We start from the raw sequence: 16,952 nt of genomic DNA on the forward strand, positions 1-16,952 counted from the left end.
AGATGGCTGAAGGCCGGAACCACTATAATGCTCTGGGGCATTGTGCCGGCAAACTCGTCAGAATCCTTTTTAAGATGCTGACGGATGATGTGGCATTCAATCTTGAGTAAGTTCTAACTCGAGATCATAGTAGATTTTGAAAAGCACCCTTTGGGGAGCTCTGTTAGAGTTACCCTTTTATAGCCACTGATAAAAAAGATAATTTTCTGCTAATCTATGCTTGACTTTTCATAGCTGGTCTCCCTTTCTGTCCTCTTCAGACATGGTGTGGTGTTCGTCCTTCTGTTTAAACCACAGATGGTTTTCTTTTGATTCTCTCCTCCGGTCTCTGCCGGAGGAGAGATAAATTCATGTTCCTTCACGTTCTTTCTGGCGCTTCAGTTCTCCAGTGTAGAGGTTTCAATGTTAATTCAAACCGCCTTTCTCCCTGCGTTTCACGAGGATGAGATATCCTAAAGCGATCAGCATGAGTGCCATACCGCTCATCGTCGTCATCAGTGTGCCCATGCCGCCGGTCTCCGGAAGCTGGATTCCCGCCGTGTTGAAAATGGTGATGGTCGTACCGTCTGCACCAAATGCAACAACTCCATTTACATTATTTTTGTCTGTTTCTTGCAGCTTTCCATGAGTAATGGTGAAGCTGATCTTCTGCGTCAGAAGATTGTATCCGCCCGGAGCTATGATCTCTGTGAGCTCGTACTTACCATCCGGAAGGTGTGTTAATGTGGTGCCCTCGCTGGAAACCTCAAACTGCCCTTCTCCATCGGTGATATCGCCAAAGTTTGCAAGCTTTGATTCATCCTTCGTAATTTTGAACGTTGCCTTGATAGATTTTGTATCGTTGTTGGCGTCCTTCTTTTTGAAGATGATCTGCGTCGGTGTATTGGTAATGGCTGTCTTATCGTCAGCTAACGTCGTAACACCCTTTTCTCCGGTGATGGTTACCTTGCCGTCCGCTGCAATAGCTGCTTTGAAAACCGTATCGCTTAATACATATCCAGACGGTGCCTTCGTCTCCTTGATGTAGTAGCTTGTCGTTCCATCCGTTTTGTACGGAAGCTTCTCGAACTTAACCACTCCATTATCATCCGATATTGCGGTCACATCTTTATCCTTCACCTTATAAGCATTCTGTGCCTTTATGTCGGTATACAGACCAAATACTGCACCAGCAAGTCGGTTATCCGAATTTGTCGAATCCACCTTGGTAAATTCCACATCCACAGATGGAGAATTATATTCATTTATGAAGGTCACTGTATTGTCATGATACTGCTGCTCTCCACTAACCTCCTGTAATGTGATATCTCCAGACGCCAATAACGTCTTTCCAGATGTTGTATCAGGATTACATTTTGTCGAAGATATATCACTGCCAATCATGTAACTTGTACTGCTATACGGTGTTGTGTCGTTGCTTCCACCATCGGTTGCTTCGGTGATTTCCTCTACAACTCGATATGTTTTTGTCGGATCAAGCTGCGTAAAGGTTAAAGATTTACTGTTTCCGGTTGAGACTGGGAAAGAAGAATAATGGTTTTCAGAACTCAGGTTTAAATATGTACCATCACTCTGCTTTTCCTGAAGTATGAAATTAGCATTATCAAATTCCGAACTATTCGGCGCATTCGTTGTCTCTTTACCATTAATCAGGAACTTTTTCACAACCTTTAAGGATTTTGTGGCGTTCTCTGCATTATTGGTAACCTCAACCTTTACATGCCCTGCTGAAGTTACTGTTGCATTTTTATCAGCAGATAACGCTGTTCCAGTAGAGTCGTATGCCTGATAACTTACTTCATATATCTTTCCTTGATTCAGCTCCTCAACCTTGACTTCTGTATTTGCCGGGATCTGAGAGAAAACCGCAACCTCATCCGCATGAATCGTAAATTCGCCATTATCATATGTTGTTGCTTCCTGGCCGCTCACTGTATATGACTGATTTGCAGCTGCTTGCCATGAATTATTTCCCGTCTTCGTCGAAAGCTTTAAAGTATACTCTTCCTTTTTCGCCTGCGCTGCATTCAGACCTACGACTTTCTTCTGAATGTTTACACTGCCATCCGGAATCGGAGGAATATTTACTTTAATTTTCAGATTCGAAGCACCTGCGCCTCGTTCCATATAGAACATCTGGAGCTTATGGCTCGTACCATCTGCAAATACCTCTCTCTTTTCAGTCTTACCATCCGGCTTTGTCACCTGGATTTCTTTCCAGCTAGTAGATGTAGACTTTTCCGCCAAGTTGTACTGCTTCTTGATAGTTGTATAGTTCCAATTAACTGCATTACCTGTTGTCTGGTTCGTGTATCCAACCACGCCAGTTGCGAAATTGATGTATCCGCTCTGTGCATCATGGATACCGCCGAGATCCAATACGAGAACGCCATCGATGTATACCACCATGTCGTCATCACCGGTGAATTCAAAAATCATATCCTCACCGTTTACCTGACCTCCTACCGGCTGGTAGAACTCTGCTACACCATACATACCGAAGTAGAATTCATTTCCTTCATTAAATCCATAAAGTGCTTCATTATATCGCGGATCTGACTCAGACAGCCGGGTACCCTGATCATCATATAAATTACGACTCAGGATTTTCCCTGTGTTCAAGCTATTATATGGCATGAAATTACCACGCTTGTAATAGAAGCGATCTTCATCAGAAGGTGTGCCCAGCTGATTGTAAACCGTAAATCTTTTTGGTTTTTCTTCGTTCGTATTCTTTAATGTTGCAAAGTTTTCTGCGCTGTTGTAGTAGAAGTATCCGGTCTCATCATATACGGACTGTAAGAACAGATGATTAACTTCCGCCTTTTCGTTTGCCGGGAACCAGTCTGCGATAGATTTATTGTTATTTCTCGTCAGTGTCGGATAATCGCCGCTTGTAACCCGGGAATAGAGTCCTTGTGTAATCGACCCGTGATTCTCACCGTAGCTTCCGCCACCGATATCTGCCGGATTTCTATAGTTCTTCATATAAAGGTGGAAACCCTTCGCTGCACTATCTACGGTTTCAACTGTTGTAAGCTCAATTTTATTATTGTAGACTACATAAATCGTATCGCCATTTTGGATTAATCCTTCCCGCTTTTTACTTCCCTCCGTCTTCTCTTTGATCGTATACTGCCACTTCTTCTCTCCAGAAGTCTTCTCTCCAGAAGTATCTGTGACTGTGATAACCTTCAGTTTATTATCGATAGCGATAGCTTTCGTTTGGCCATTTTGTAATAACTCAACATGGTTGAACGTATACTCATTCTCTTCATACTTGCCTTTCCTATTCTTTACATAATCTGCTGCATATTTGCTGAGATCCAGTTCATTTGTACTGTCGTTATTCGCACTTATTACTGTCGGAAGACTGGCGTTTGTAGTTATATTTTCATATTTACCTTTACTATTAATTTTAACAAATTTAACTGTTGCGCTCTCTTTATTCGTCCCAAATGTAATGGTGAAGCTTGAGAAGCTGTTTACGGTGAAGGTACTTTCAACTGCAACGGCTTCTTCCGGGAGAACCTTCTTCGATTCTGTCGCGGTTTCTGCGATAGCTGAGGTTTCTTCGTCTGCGTTCTCTGCATCTACGGTCTGGAGCTCGGTAATCTTACCGTCTCCGTCAACCGGCTTGATTGTTCCGTGGTCGGATGCAGCGTCTTCGCGATATTCTGCGACGGTGTCGACATTGACCGCGTCCGTGCTCTTCTCGTCGAGGTGGCGGATCGCCATGGTACTGATGTCCGCATCCTCCGGGAGGGCTTCCTTGTAAACCTTGATTCTTACCTTGACTGCGCTGGAAGGCTCGACTTCCTCGCCGGCTGCGTTTACGAAGCGGATGTCCAGGGACTGAGAGTTCTCATAGACGCCGTCGGCCTTGAGGGCTTCGACCTGCTTCTCCGTGAGGGTATCCTCACCGACGGCCAGGCTGCCATCCTCGGCTTCTTCCGGCTTCGCGAGTTCCTTCAGTTCGAGCTCGACGGCCTCGGTAAATGCGGTATCTTCTGCGAATACATTGACTTCGTAACGATCGGTGATCTCTGCGGACCAGAAGGACTTCGAGAGGTCATCGAGGGTGTACTGGAGGACACGTGCGCTGGCTACGGAGCCATCTACGAGGTCGGCGGCTCTGGTCTCTCTCAAGAGGGCCTTACGATCGTGCTCGAGTGCGATGTCCATGTCGGTCTTCACCGCTGCGGTGGTTTCGATTTCCGCCGCTGCCGTGGTTTTCTCGGTCTTCGGAGCTTCGATTCCGCTATCTGCTGCCGGGGTCTCTTCCGGCTTCGGCGCTTCGTTCTCGGTACCCGCTGCCGGGGTCTCTGCCGGCTTCAGGGTCTCGATTCCGGTTCCTGCTGCCGGAATTTCTTCCGGCTTCGGAGCTTCGTTCTCGGTGCCCGCTGCCGGGGTCTCTGCCGGCTTCTGGACTTCGTTCTCAATGCCTGCTGCCGGGGTCTCTGCCGGCTTCGGGGCTTCGTTCTCAGTGCCTGCTGCTGGGATCTCTTCCTGCTTCGGGGCTTCGGTCTTGGTGCCTGCTGCCGTAGCTTCCTCGGACTTCGGAGTTTCTACGACTGCCTCATCGTTCTCTGCCGCTTCTGCACGGATGACGCCGAGTCTGCGCTCGATCTTCATCATCGTCGCATTTGCATTCTCTGTGATGGTCTCGATGACTTCCTTTATAGTTTCAACGATGCCTGTATTTTCTGCTGCCGCGGTGGTCTTCTCTGTCGCCGGCTGCTCGGTGTTTTCTGTGGATGTCTGTCCTTCCGCCGGGAGCCCGGTCTCAGCATTGGCCTCGTCCTGGGACGGCTGTGCTGCTGCGCTGGTCTCCACTGCTACGGATGTCTCGGTCTCGCCACTCTCGGCTGTCGCACCAGTCTCCGGAAGGATCACGATTGACTCGCCTGCAGTCCCGCTCGCCTCTGTGCTCGGCTCGATCGCGGTCTCAGTGGACGGCTGCGCTGCGGCTTCTTCAGAAGGCTGCGCTGCGGCTTCACTGGACGGCTCGGTCACGGCTGCGGAGGTCTCCGGTGCCGGGGTCTCGAGGGTCTCTTCGATACCGCTCACATCGAGGGTGCTCATCACGCCCTTGATGACGCTCTCGGCCTTCGCGACCTTGATGCCCTTCTCGATGGACTCGCCGTTCAGCTCGAGGTTGAAGGTGCGTCCGGCATCTGCGTGATTTATAAATAAGAAGGTAAGCTTCTCGTCACCGCTCAACTCGTAGGTACTCGGATCCGCGGATGCGATCTCCTTCTCGCTTGCGTTCATCAGCTGATTCGAGAACTGATCGTAGAAGCCTGCGAAGAGGGAATCTGGCTGATAGAGCAGGATTTCCTTTCCTTCGTCCTTCGACGGATCGAAGAACTCGACCTTCGTGCTGGAGCGCTCGATCTCACTCGCGGTCGCCGGCATGAGATTGCCAGCAGCCTCGGCCTGCTTCTGATCCATCTGGATCAGGGCGACGATCTCGACCCCAGCATCCTCGAGTGCCTGCAGCTCTCCATCTGAGAAAAGCGCCAGCTCGTAGAGTGGATTCGAACCATCGGTCAGGGCGCGGTACGCCGCCTGGGTCTTCGCATCCTTGCTGACCGCGATATACGTATCGTCGTAAACATTGGCCTCTGCAAGCGCAGCGCGGGCAGCCTCCATCAGGCTGCCGCCGTTCAGGTTGAGGGTGACCTTCTTTCCGTCCACCTTCACCCCGCCGACCTCGACGCGGTTATCTGCAAAAGCGATTCCCTGTACGTTTGACAGGCACATGCTGACTGTAAGTAAGCCAACAAGACCTCTCTTGGCTATGTCTTTCATTCTTCTTGTCTGTCTTTTCATTGCTTCCTCCGAACCACGCGCGTTGCGTTATGCTTCTAAACTGTATCCAGCAACATTTATCTGAACTACCAACGTTCTGGTGACGTCCTCATGCTTATATTCAGGAGTCGTCGTTTCAGTCTCGATGTAAGTATCTCGTTGGTGATGATTGTATTTTATAACAAAAGACAGGCCTTCGTGAGAATCTCGACACAAGATGTAGAAATCACGACACAAGATGTAAAAAATCGAAATTTGGTTATGGCTGGCATGTTCAGTCATAAAAAAATCCCGGCACGGTGTTTAACCATGCTGGGATTTTAATAATATAAGGGTGAACGGAGGGGGGCGCTGAGGTCAGTCCATATGCTCCAGAGTTTCTGCAGAGGCAGCATCCGGAGTCTTTCGATCTCTCGGCGACAGCATACTGCAACGTTCCTCGATCAGTGCACAGATCTCTTCTTTCATGTGTTCCGGGAGGAAGGATGCAGCGCACAGCTCCAAAAATTTCGGTTTCATGCGCAGGAGCCGGGCAATCATTTTCTCTGCGGCTTTTTCGGGGATTCCGCAGGCAGCTGCGAAGACCAGGAAATCTTTTCGACGAAGGTTCCGCTTCTTCCCATTCATCGTCAGCGCAAACTGCTCCTTATCTTCCGGCATGATGACATTGACAGGAAGAAGATCATACGCCTGCGACAGATGGTAGTCCTCGCTCCCCGCCTCGCTTTCAATCAGCGAAAAGTTCTTAAGATGCATGTCCGAATTTCCGACGATAAACGAGAATACCAGTCGTATAAAGAGTTCACTCATGTCCAGACCGCGCTGCGTGGAGTAGCGTTCGATCACCTTCGCACAGCGCTCATAGGAGCCTCGGTACTTGTCCTGCGTTAGTCGGAGATCCAGCTGGCAGAAATCTTCCATCGCGATCTTACGGATTTTCGCCCTGTCGATGATACGGTCGATGCGCTTCGTGATATATGCAAACTGCCCGTTTGCTCTGATCAGGGCATGTGGCACCGTCGCGATGCGGGCTGCATCTGCCATGCACATGACGAGCTGCTCCGCTTCGGGCAATGCTTCAAACTCCTGGACCTGTGGCTTCAGAATGTACCCATTCGGATAGTTGACCAGTGTCAGCCTCGGCTGCTTTTCATCTGAAAAGAGATGCAGGGACAGTTTCTTCTGCACACCAGTGACCGTGTATCCGTTTTCGGTATTTTCCTTTGTGATCTGCCGGAGTGTTTCTTCATCGAGCCGGATTTCCGGCAGCGTACGTGTGCCGAAAAAACGTCTGATACAGGCCGTATGCCATCCATTCTGATCTTTTTCACGAAGCGGTTTCCCGCAGCATAAACAGTTCATACTCTGGTCTCCATGATCGATACATTTCCAATCGGGTCCTTGCACGCTTTCAGCAGCAGGCCGAAACGATCCGTCGGGAGGAGCTTCCAGTTCCGGCTGATGACATTGAGCAGCCATCCTTCCGGTATCAGGCCGTCAAAAAAGGAGAACAGCGTGCTGGATCTGTAGGGCTCTTCGCGCAGCGGAAGGGTCAGGGAAACCGCCGTGGCGTCAGCGCGCAGCATATACGCGCGGTCATACGAAAAGGTATATCCGCTGTCTGTCTCACTTAAGACGCCGGCATAGGTATCCCGCACGTATACATATGCTTTTCTGAATGTCTCCTCCATCAGGCTTCATCCTTTCTTCCGGGTACGGCTTCCATATCGAACATCGCGAGGGCGACATTCACCTTATCCATGCGGACCGTTTCCTTCCCCTGCTCCAGATCACGCACGAAGCGTAAGCCCAGCCCGGAGCGAATCGCGAACTCCTCCTGCGTAAGCCCTGCCGCACGCCGACTCTTCTTCACAAATTCTGCTATTTTATTCATGTGTGTTTACCTATGCTCTCCCTGATAAAGTTATGCAGACACGTGATAGTCCGCATTCTGCACGCCGTGTTAAAATCATTTTATACCTTTAAGGGTATAATGTCGATAGTTAACGGTGCATTTATACCTTATAGGGTATAAAGTATGAAATGCGGATGCGTTTTATACCCTATAAGGTATAAAGAGTCAATAAAAAGAGACGCCCGGCAAAGGCGTCTCTTTTTTGTTACTGTCCGGTCCAGGCGCCGGTCTCGTCGACGTGGTAGCCGTCCGGTGTGATGGTGTTCCGGAGGAGGGCACCCATGGTGCCGCTGCCTTCGTCCTTCGAGAAGTAGTACCACTTTCCGTCGATCTGCTGCCAGCCGATGAGCATCATGCCGCGGGTGCCGTCCGAGGCAGGATTCAGGTAGTAGATGTTTCCATCGGCATCGGTCACCCAGCCGGTCAGCATCCTGCCGTCCGGTCCGAACTTGAACCAGCCGTAGCGCTTCTGGCGTCTGCGCTCGTCGGCGTACGGATTATAGATACATACCCAGCGATTCGTCATCGGGCTGGTGCCGGTCTGGTAGCTCCAGCTGCCATCCGCATTCTGGATCCAGCGTCCGCCGGTTTCCACCCAGGTCGGGAGGCCGGACGCATAGAGCTCGGAGGCCCGGTCCGCCGCGGTCTTTCGGCTGGAGGATCCAGAGCCACCGCTATGACTGCCGCTTCCCTGGCTGCCACCGCTGACATGGACCGTGATCTCATCCTTCAGCATCAGCTTCGGGCTGTAGACCTCGATCGTACAGCTGCCGTTTCCGACGGCGGTCACCGTACCATTCTCGTCCACGGTCGCCACGCGACTGTCGGAGCTCCGGTAGCGAAGATCCGTACACAGCGCGCCCCACGGTGCACACTTAACCTGCAGCGTCTGCTGCGCCTTCGCCGTGAGGTTCAGGCTTTCCGCGCCGTCCTCGATCTCGAGCACGACCGGCTCCGCGCTGTAGAGGTCGCCGTACGCCGACGCGACACTCGCACCGTCCTGCACGGCCACGAGCTCCAGGCTGATCCGTCCGAAGCCGTCCCAGTCCTCCGTCTCCGGTGTGAAGCGAAGTGTATCCTCCACGGAAGCGCCGGATCCCAGTGCACCGAGGCCAATGCTTCCGACGGCACGTTGTCTCTCCGCGCCATCGAGTACATAGGCCACGATTTCGCCCGCTGACGACGCCGCGTTGCCGATGTTTTCGATTTCAAATGGGATGATCCCCTCCTTTCCGTCAAATGTCAGCTCGCCCATGTCGAGGCGCAGCCGCGCTTCCGACTTCAGCTCGATCTCTGCCGTCGTCTCCGAAGCGGTTGCAGTATCCTTCTCGACGACGCTCAGCAGAATCGATTTTCCGTCGAGGTCCCCGGTCGGCACCGTCCATGGAATCTGCACGGTAGTTTCCTCGTTCGTATCGAGGAGACGGTCGACCTCGCCGCTGTACAGCAGCGTTCTCACGCCGTTTTCCATCAGATATGCCTCGATCGAGAAGCCCTTCGCCTCCAGCAGTCCGGCATTCCGTACATCGAAGCGGATCGTCGAGGTCTCACCGGCGATCATGCTGCTGTCCATATCGATGGACAGCGGGTCGATCTCCAGCGATCCTCCGCGCGCGAAGTCGATCGCCGCGAGGGCGTTCTGACTGAACTGAATCTTCCCGTCCTCGTCGATCCACTGCTCATAGTAATCTGACAGGAGTCGGATGCTGCCATCCGTCGCCATCGTGAGCGTGAAATCATCGATGACCTTTCCGGCATTCGGGTGCGAGGAACCCTTGATCAGCTTATCAAGATTCGTGATGCGGACCGCATCGGTGAAGCCCCATGCGCTGTTGGAGTGATGGCCGTTGCCCTTACTTCCATCTGGGCCGGTCTCTTCATCGCCAGCTGCACTGCCATTTGTGCCGGTGCCTGCATTGCTACCTTCACCGCCGGTCGTGCCGGTGCCTGCATTGCCGCCTTCACCGCCGATCGTGCCGGTGCCTGCATTGCTACCTTCACCGCCGGTCGTGCCGGTGGATGTACCGCCGGTCGCGCCGCTTGTTCCACTGCCGGTGCTTCCGCTCGTATCCTTCGCCATCCGGTAGCGTCGGCCATAGAGCTCGACCGTCGCCTTCTCGATCTCCGGTCCGAAATCCGTATAGAATACATACAGATCGCGGCCATCCCCGGTGATCGTGTAATCATCGATGGAGCTGCTGTGGTCCTCGTCTTCCTTGATGCGGGTCTCTACCGTTCGGAAATCGCCCTGGGCGATCGCCTCGTAGTAGCTGCCTATATATCCAGGTGTGGAACTTTCGTCCGGTACTGTCTCCGGAAGTCCAAGCTCCGCTGCCGATTTCTTATACCAGTCGTAATCCGACGGTCCGCCCTTCACATAGTAAGCACCCTCCTTATTATAAGCGTCACGGATCTTTGTGCTATTATGGAACAGTGCCTCGATCAGTCCGCTGACGTCGAGGAGCTCGAGCAGCTCGCCATCCTCGGTCCAGCTCAGCACGAGATGTCCATTCACCTTCGTGAGCTTCGGCACGGCCTGACACTTATCATCGCTGCCGATCCGGATCGGATAGTAATTCCGGGAATGCGTCACATCGCCGAGTCCGAGGTACAGCTTCCGGTCACCGGTCGTGAGGTCCCCATCCTGATCGAGTGTGTACGCCGTCACGAGGTAATCGGTACCCTCGATCCGGATGCCCTCGGTCTGGTAATCCGTCACGAGCGGATCGATCTTCTTGCCGTCTCGAATCACTACATATTCGTTCTTCACGTTGACCGGGTCAGTGCTTACATCCAGTGTCGCCCGTACAGCCGTGGAATAACCCTTTTTGAGATCCGCCATATCCTCCAACTTCGTCACATCCTTGATATCCCGTGCAACATAGGTGCAGTACACCTTATCGCCTGCGGTGCAGAGCGACGGGGCCTGAAGATAGAACTCATCAAGATTCGATCCGGAAATCCGGAATTCGTCTCCCAGCTTACCATTCCCAGCATCGTACACTCTGCCGTTGATCCTGAATGCGTTAAACTTCTTTCTGTACGCATCCATCGTCTCTTCGTCATTCGTGCCCTCAATCTTGTGCGACGCATCCATCCATGCGATGACGACCTTGTCTCCCACGACGGTCAGCGACGGCATGGAGTCATAGCTTCCATCTTCGTCCAGGGCCACCGGCACGCTCCATGTGCCCACCTTATCACCGATCGTGTAGTAGAGGCGGGAGTTATCGCCGTCATTCGAAGCGGCGATAAAAACTGCAAACGCACGTCCATCCGGAAGCTCGACCATTTCCGGACGCGTCCGTTCCGCCGCATGTTCCAGGAGTAGCTTCATCCTTACCGGCACCGGCTGTGCATTGACGCCACCGGATCTCCGCAGGGACGTTTCCTCGCCGAAGCTGCTCATATCCGCCGAGCCCATGTCGTAGCGCTGGAAGGAGATTTCATCCTCGCCCAGGCCGGCATACGCCTCCTCGTAGGCGTCATTCAGTGAAAATGCAGCGGCCACGTCATCCTCTTCGGCCGCCTCGTCCAGTATCGCACGGAGCGGGAACGTGCCTGTCGCCGATTCTTCGTCATCTGTTCCAGCGTTCAGCGCGAACGCGTGATCATCCACGTCGTCTGCTGAGGCCGCGTTCAGCGGCAGAGTATCGCCATACTCCTTCGTGATGGCGTTGTTGAAGAACTCGACCTTCGTCTGACCGGCATAGTTTCCCCAGCCCTGCTCGATCTTTGCGACATCGAAATTCACTTTGAGGAGGACGAGGTCGAAGCCGAGGCCGCCGGCTGCGTTCAGGATGATGCCATACGGATCGCCGGAGACATTGTCCTTCACCAGCTGCAGCTTCATCTGAATACTGACATAGCCGCGCGCACTCAATACGCCGCACAGACCGGCGCCCACCTGCACCTTCGCCTTCACGACAGAATCCAGCTCGATCAGGAAATCACTTCCCGAGAAGATGTTCTGTACATTTCCGCTGTAGGCGTTAAAATCGCCTTCGCTAAACGCCGCCTTCCCGGCCGCACAGACGCCGCCCATCGTGAGATCGACCTCGACACCACCGGACAGATTCAGGAAGCACGGCACATACCCGACCATCGTATAGAAGGTTTTCGATGCATCCACGGCACCGCCGACGGTGACAGCGGTCGTCGCGAGCACATACTCGTTCTGCACCGGATCCAGCAGGAATTCGAAGCTCAGGTTGAAGATCGCACGCACATCGATGTAACCCTGTGCCTTCGTCATACTCGCCCGTTCGTTCGACGCTTCCGTCATCTTCCGCTCACGAAGCGCTTCGCTCTCTGCTTTCCTCACCTCGTAGTCATTGAGATCTCTCAGCTCCTGCTCCGTAAGCTCCCGGTCTTCCCATATCCTGCTGCGGATCTGATCTGCGCTTTCGCCGGCATTGGCTGCGTCCTCTCCGGCTGCGATGGCTTCCTTTTTCGCCGCCTGCGCTCTCTTGGCAGACGCATGATAGTTTTTCACAGCGTCTGTCTTCTGCTGATTCGTCTTCAAGGAGCCGTCCTTCAGCATCATATCGAAGTTGATGTTCAGCGAGTAACCGCTTTTATCCGGATAGTCGAGACGAGAGAAGTTCAGGATACCACTCTGTGCGGTGCTCTTCGCCGCACCCAGAAGCGGAATGTTTACATCGCCCATCGCCCCGTCGATATTAAATTCCTTCGGTGCGATCTTCTCGTTTTCCACATAACTCACGAGACCGGTGTCGACCGTCGGATAGTTGATTGGGATCGATTGTGCTGTATCGCCCACCGTCACACTGCGCTTTTCCTTATCCACGATATATACCGTGATCCGGTCACCGTTGTGAAGATTTGTGAGCATCGACGGAATCTCCGCCGTGAAGATGTTCGAGCCTTCCAGCGTCGCACGGCCATCGTAATCCGCTGTTGAACCGGTGACCGTCCGCACGGTGAATACCAGCTTCTCGATGCTCCGGCCCTTCGTATCCACGACCGCCGTCAGCTTCAGATTATCATCGAAGCAGCGCACCTGGTTCTTCCGAAGATCCGTCTTCTGACGACTCTCCGACTTATCATAATCATAGGAAATCGACGTCACCACCGGTGCCGTAATCGGGTATTGCACCTCGAGCATGCCGGCATCCACACTATACACCTGTGTGATGCGGTCGAGCGTACCGCTACCGAATACGAAATCCGCCACCTGTGCATCATCGATGCCGTTATCGATCAGGAGACTGACGCGGTCGCCTTCCTTCGCCCTGAGTCCGGCCAGGCTGATGATACCGCTGTCATCCGCCGTCGATGACTGAAGCTGTACGTGACGGCTTCCGTTCATCACGAATTCACCGTTCGCCAGTGAAACAGCATACCCCTCTGCCGGATTCGTCTTCGCCTCCAGCGCGGTTTCACGTATGGACTTTACACGCGTCACGACGGTTCCGCTGAGGCTGTACTCCCTGAGATCGCTCTTCTTCACCTTCTCGATGTCGAGCTTCAGGAGATTATCCGCGGTGTTGCTGCGGAGGATGAAGCTGTAGCCCTGGGTCTGATAGGTCCTGCCCGTCATCTGATCGGTGATCACCGGGCGGTATACATAATTGCTGTCGGAAGGCGTACCGTTCACCAGTACCCGAACGGTGCATGCGGCACCGATCGCCGGCTTCATCATCTCTGCCCATCCGCTCTTTTCCGGATTCAGATTCAGGACATTCTTTCCCTTCAGATAGCTGCCCCCCAGCTGATCCTGCGGAATCAGATTTTCGATGCTGAGATTCTTTCTGGCTTCGTCGGAAGCGAACACGATCTCCACATGGTTATCATTCTTCGCCAGCAGCGGACGAATCACATAGTTCTTCCCTGAACGCAGCGTATAGGACCGGGTATCCCGGATACTGTTGAAGTGTACGCCGCCGTCCTCGGAGATTTCGAAGCCGGTGACGCGGTAATTTGGATCCTCGGTTTTCGCACTGAGATCCAGCGTATCACCTGCGTGGAAGGTCCCGGAAGCGCCAGCCTTCGGAAGCTTAGTGGAGGTAAAGACTGCCTGCGTGCTTCCGCCGCTCGCATCCGGTGGCACCACACTGACCTTGACATCCGTGTACGCTACGGTCGGCTTAAAGTTCAGCTTCTGGTAATAGGATGCGCTCGACAGCACACCGCTCTCCGTATAGGTTTTCTTCTGAAGGCTCTCGATCCAGTTCACGAAATACTTATCCATGACGATGGTGTCGAGATGTGCCGTCGCACGCTCCTTCACCGTCTTCACCGCATCCTTCGAAAGATCGATGGCGTCACTGTTCACACTCTTTCCGGTCATGCGGTCGAGGTAGCTGAGATAATCCTCCGGATAGCTGGCGGTGACCTTCTTATCCTTATCATCTGCAGAGATGGTGATCGTATAACCGGTGATGGTACCGAAATAGCCATCTACACCATTGACCGTGCTTTTATCCAGGGTGAAGACGATGTTCGCATCGTCTGTATCGACATTTGTAAAGATATTCCGGCTGTCGGTTTTTCCCGCTTCGATGATCTGCGCGCCGCACTCCATCTTTACCTGCATCGGCACGGTGTCGGTCGTTCCGAGGAAGCTCATCTTCTCCGGATTCGTCACACTGACCTCATACTTTTTATACATCGCCGCGACACCATAGAAGCGCATATAGCTCTTCGGCGTCTGGGTCTTCGAAGCATCCACTGCATAGACGATGGCCTCGATATTATCGGCGACGTTCTGTACCTTGATCGCTGCACCGCTCGAAAGCTCCGGGGTATCAAATTTACCATTCCTGTCCTTCTGCTCGAGGTCCTTTCCGGCGCCCAGCGCATGCAGCTTGAAGCGGAGCTTATTGCCTCCGCCGTAGCTGCTGATCTGCTTCCAGTGTGGAATCAGATACTGATAGTAGAGTCCGTTGATGGTCGGGCGGCCGGCCGGCGGATTTTCGTTCGAGCTCCATACGGAGCCGGTACACCCGGTGGTCGTATGGAGGTATTCCAGCTTGCCCTCACCCTTATGGAAGTCCGTTTCTCCCTTCGGAAGCAGATAGCAGTTCTGGAGCGTGCCGAGCCCGTTCGGCTTGCTTCCGTGGCGCTGATCCTTTCCATAGGAAAAGATACCGCCGACGTTGGTGCTGGCGGAGAAGAAATACTGTCCGACCTCCAGTGCCGGCTGATAGCTTTCATCGTAGATGTCCGCTACGACATCGCCCTTTTTATACTTTACCTTGTAGGCTTTTCCACCGATCGTGATGTCGAAGGAAAGATCGTCGGAACCATTTGCGACTGCGCCGTTGGAAGCATTGGCCTCCTCGTCCTCATCTGAAAGCACAGCAACGCTGGAGAAGAGCGTCGTTTCCTCTTCCCCGTCGATGACGATCGCGTTCGCCTCCGTCGTGGTGCCGGCCTGCGCAGCCAGGTAATCGCTGAGATACAGTGTGCTGTCCTTCGTGAGGGCGAGCTCCACTTCCTTTTCGGTTTCGTATGGTGCGAAGACGACGGTGCCGTAGACCTGCTCCGCGCCGCTTTCTGCGTCCTTGCCGCGAATGTTCGCAGACGCCATCGAGTATTCGGCGCCCTCGCGCTGCAGGGTCACGAGCGCCTTTCCGTCCTCGACGGTAAATTCGTCGTCTGCGAAGGAAAGCGCCGACTGCTCCGACGCCTCGTCGTCCGTGATGATGACGGAGAGGGAGGTGACCTTGTACGGCTCCATGTTTTCGGCGCTGGTGATCATCACCGAGAACGCCTCGGTGCCCTCGGACCGGTCATCATCGCAGATACGGAACCGGAGGTACTGCACATCTTCGCCAGGTGCGAAGTAAATCGTCTGCTCCGCGGAATGCGGGATCGCCGCGACCTGCTCCGGCAGGATCTGGGAGAGGATTGCATCGGTCAGACTGCCGCTGACACCGCTCGAGCCCTCTTCACGCGTCGGCTCACCCGTCGCCGCCTCCTTCAGCATCGCGAGACGGCTCTTCGTCGAGCTCACCGCATCGCTCCCGGCAACGGACAGCACGGAGGCTGAGGCGACGGAGTCGAGATCGGAAGCATTGACCTCCTCGTCGTCGAGGTCGGCATCGACTGCGTCGTCTTCGTCGAAATCGGCGGCGTTTGAATCATCGTCATCGAGATCGGCGTTTAAATCATCATCGTTGAGATCGACATCGCTGGAATCATCATCGAGATCGGCATCTTCATCTGCGGCGTTGAAATCCTGATCTGCTGATGAATTCTCATCTTTATCGTCCTCCGATGGGTCATTTTCGGCGAATGCTTCATCCTCGTCATCGTCATTCAGTTCGGACGGAGAGGCCTTCTTTACTCTTCTGGCATGTGAAGATACTTCGATATCAGCCTTTGCCATCTCGTTTGTATCTTCATCTGTATGTTCATCCTCATCTATGTCCTCGGATGCCTCGGCATCTTCGGCTTCATCTGCATGCTCGATTTTCTCGGTATCCTCGGCTTCACCTGCGTCTGCTTCTGACTGTGCTGCCTGCGCAACCCACTCGAGAACCTCCTCCGGACTCGTCTTTCCGGTCTCACCGATCAGATTACCGTCCGCATCGAAGCGGTACTCCGTGCCCTGCGGCGCACGTTCATCACTGTCGGAGATTTCGCTACCTTTGCTTGCGATCTCGCTGCCGCTCGCGATGGCATCACTGTCAACATCTGTATCCTCACTGCCACTGGACGAGCCTTGATCGTCGGTGTCCCCGACTTCGCTTTCATCGTCTGTCTCTTCTCTGCCACGGTCGGCGACCTGCTGCAGAAGCGTTTTTCCGCTCTCGAGCTCCGTGATGTCGTCGCCCAGCAGCTGATAGTCCTCGTTATAAAGTGCGGAGATGTCGAGGGTATGAACCGTCACCGACGCTTCCTGATCGAGATTGCCTTCACGGTAGATCGCGATCTCATAGCTGTCTGTGGCCTCCTTCAACGTCAGTCCGGACACGCCGAAATAGACCAGCTCCCCTTCCGTAAGCTGGTCTTCACTTAACCTCGCGCCCGCGATCACCGTCGGACTCTCTTGCGGTATCTCCGCAAGAGAGCACAGCGGCTGCAGAAGAACCATCTGCAGACCCAGAAGAATCGACGTGATGCGTTTCGCAGGCGTTCGGTGTTTCATATATGTACCTCCGTAGATATGGACAGATGCGGATGAAAAGAACTGCACACCACAGAACGGATGATGTTACAGACATGTCCGGGCGGGTGCACAGTTGGAACATTG

The 16,952-nt window shown here is 53.5% G+C and carries 5 protein-coding genes; all 5 read right to left on the bottom strand.

Annotation, left to right across the window (positions count from 1 at the left end; genetic code table 11):
• Positions 1–405: 405 nt before the first annotated feature.
• Positions 406–5,835: a SpaA isopeptide-forming pilin-related protein gene (locus ACTNC3_RS08970; RefSeq protein WP_441227202.1), complete on the bottom strand. Its 5,430-nt coding sequence runs from the start codon at positions 5,833–5,835 to the stop codon at positions 406–408.
• Positions 5,836–6,171: 336 nt separating this feature from the next.
• Positions 6,172–7,176, bottom strand: coding sequence for a type II toxin-antitoxin system HipA family toxin (locus tag ACTNC3_RS08975; RefSeq protein WP_441227203.1), 1,005 nt, complete (start codon positions 7,174–7,176; stop codon positions 6,172–6,174).
• Positions 7,173–7,505, bottom strand: coding sequence for a HipA N-terminal domain-containing protein (locus ACTNC3_RS08980; protein ID WP_441227204.1), 333 nt, complete (start codon positions 7,503–7,505; stop codon positions 7,173–7,175). Before ACTNC3_RS08980 ends, ACTNC3_RS08975 begins: the two co-directional genes overlap by 4 nt.
• Entirely contained in the window at positions 7,505–7,708 is a 204-nt protein-coding gene (locus ACTNC3_RS08985) for a helix-turn-helix domain-containing protein (protein WP_410042224.1), read from the bottom strand. Before ACTNC3_RS08985 ends, ACTNC3_RS08980 begins: the two co-directional genes overlap by 1 nt.
• 226 nt (positions 7,709–7,934) lie before the next feature.
• A complete protein-coding gene (locus ACTNC3_RS08990) occupies positions 7,935–16,847 on the bottom strand; it encodes a Calx-beta domain-containing protein (protein ID WP_441227205.1) in 8,913 nt (2,970 codons plus the stop codon).
• Between the last annotated feature and the right edge of the window lie 105 nt (positions 16,848–16,952).

The organism is Oribacterium sp. HCP3S3_B9, assembly GCF_052064255.1.
Lineage (GTDB): Bacteria > Bacillota > Clostridia > Lachnospirales > Lachnospiraceae > Oribacterium.

What these genes read in the sequence shown, in the direction of transcription:
- ACTNC3_RS08970 (WP_441227202.1), bottom strand. Translation starts at nt 5,835, where the DNA reads ATGAAAAGACAGACAAGAAGAATGAAAGACATAGCCAAGAGAGGTCTT.
- ACTNC3_RS08975 (WP_441227203.1), bottom strand. Translation starts at nt 7,176, where the DNA reads ATGAACTGTTTATGCTGCGGGAAACCGCTTCGTGAAAAAGATCAGAAT.
- ACTNC3_RS08990 (WP_441227205.1), bottom strand. Translation starts at nt 16,847, where the DNA reads ATGAAACACCGAACGCCTGCGAAACGCATCACGTCGATTCTTCTGGGT.
- ACTNC3_RS08980 (WP_441227204.1), bottom strand. Translation starts at nt 7,505, where the DNA reads ATGGAGGAGACATTCAGAAAAGCATATGTATACGTGCGGGATACCTAT.
- ACTNC3_RS08985 (WP_410042224.1), bottom strand. Translation starts at nt 7,708, where the DNA reads ATGAATAAAATAGCAGAATTTGTGAAGAAGAGTCGGCGTGCGGCAGGG.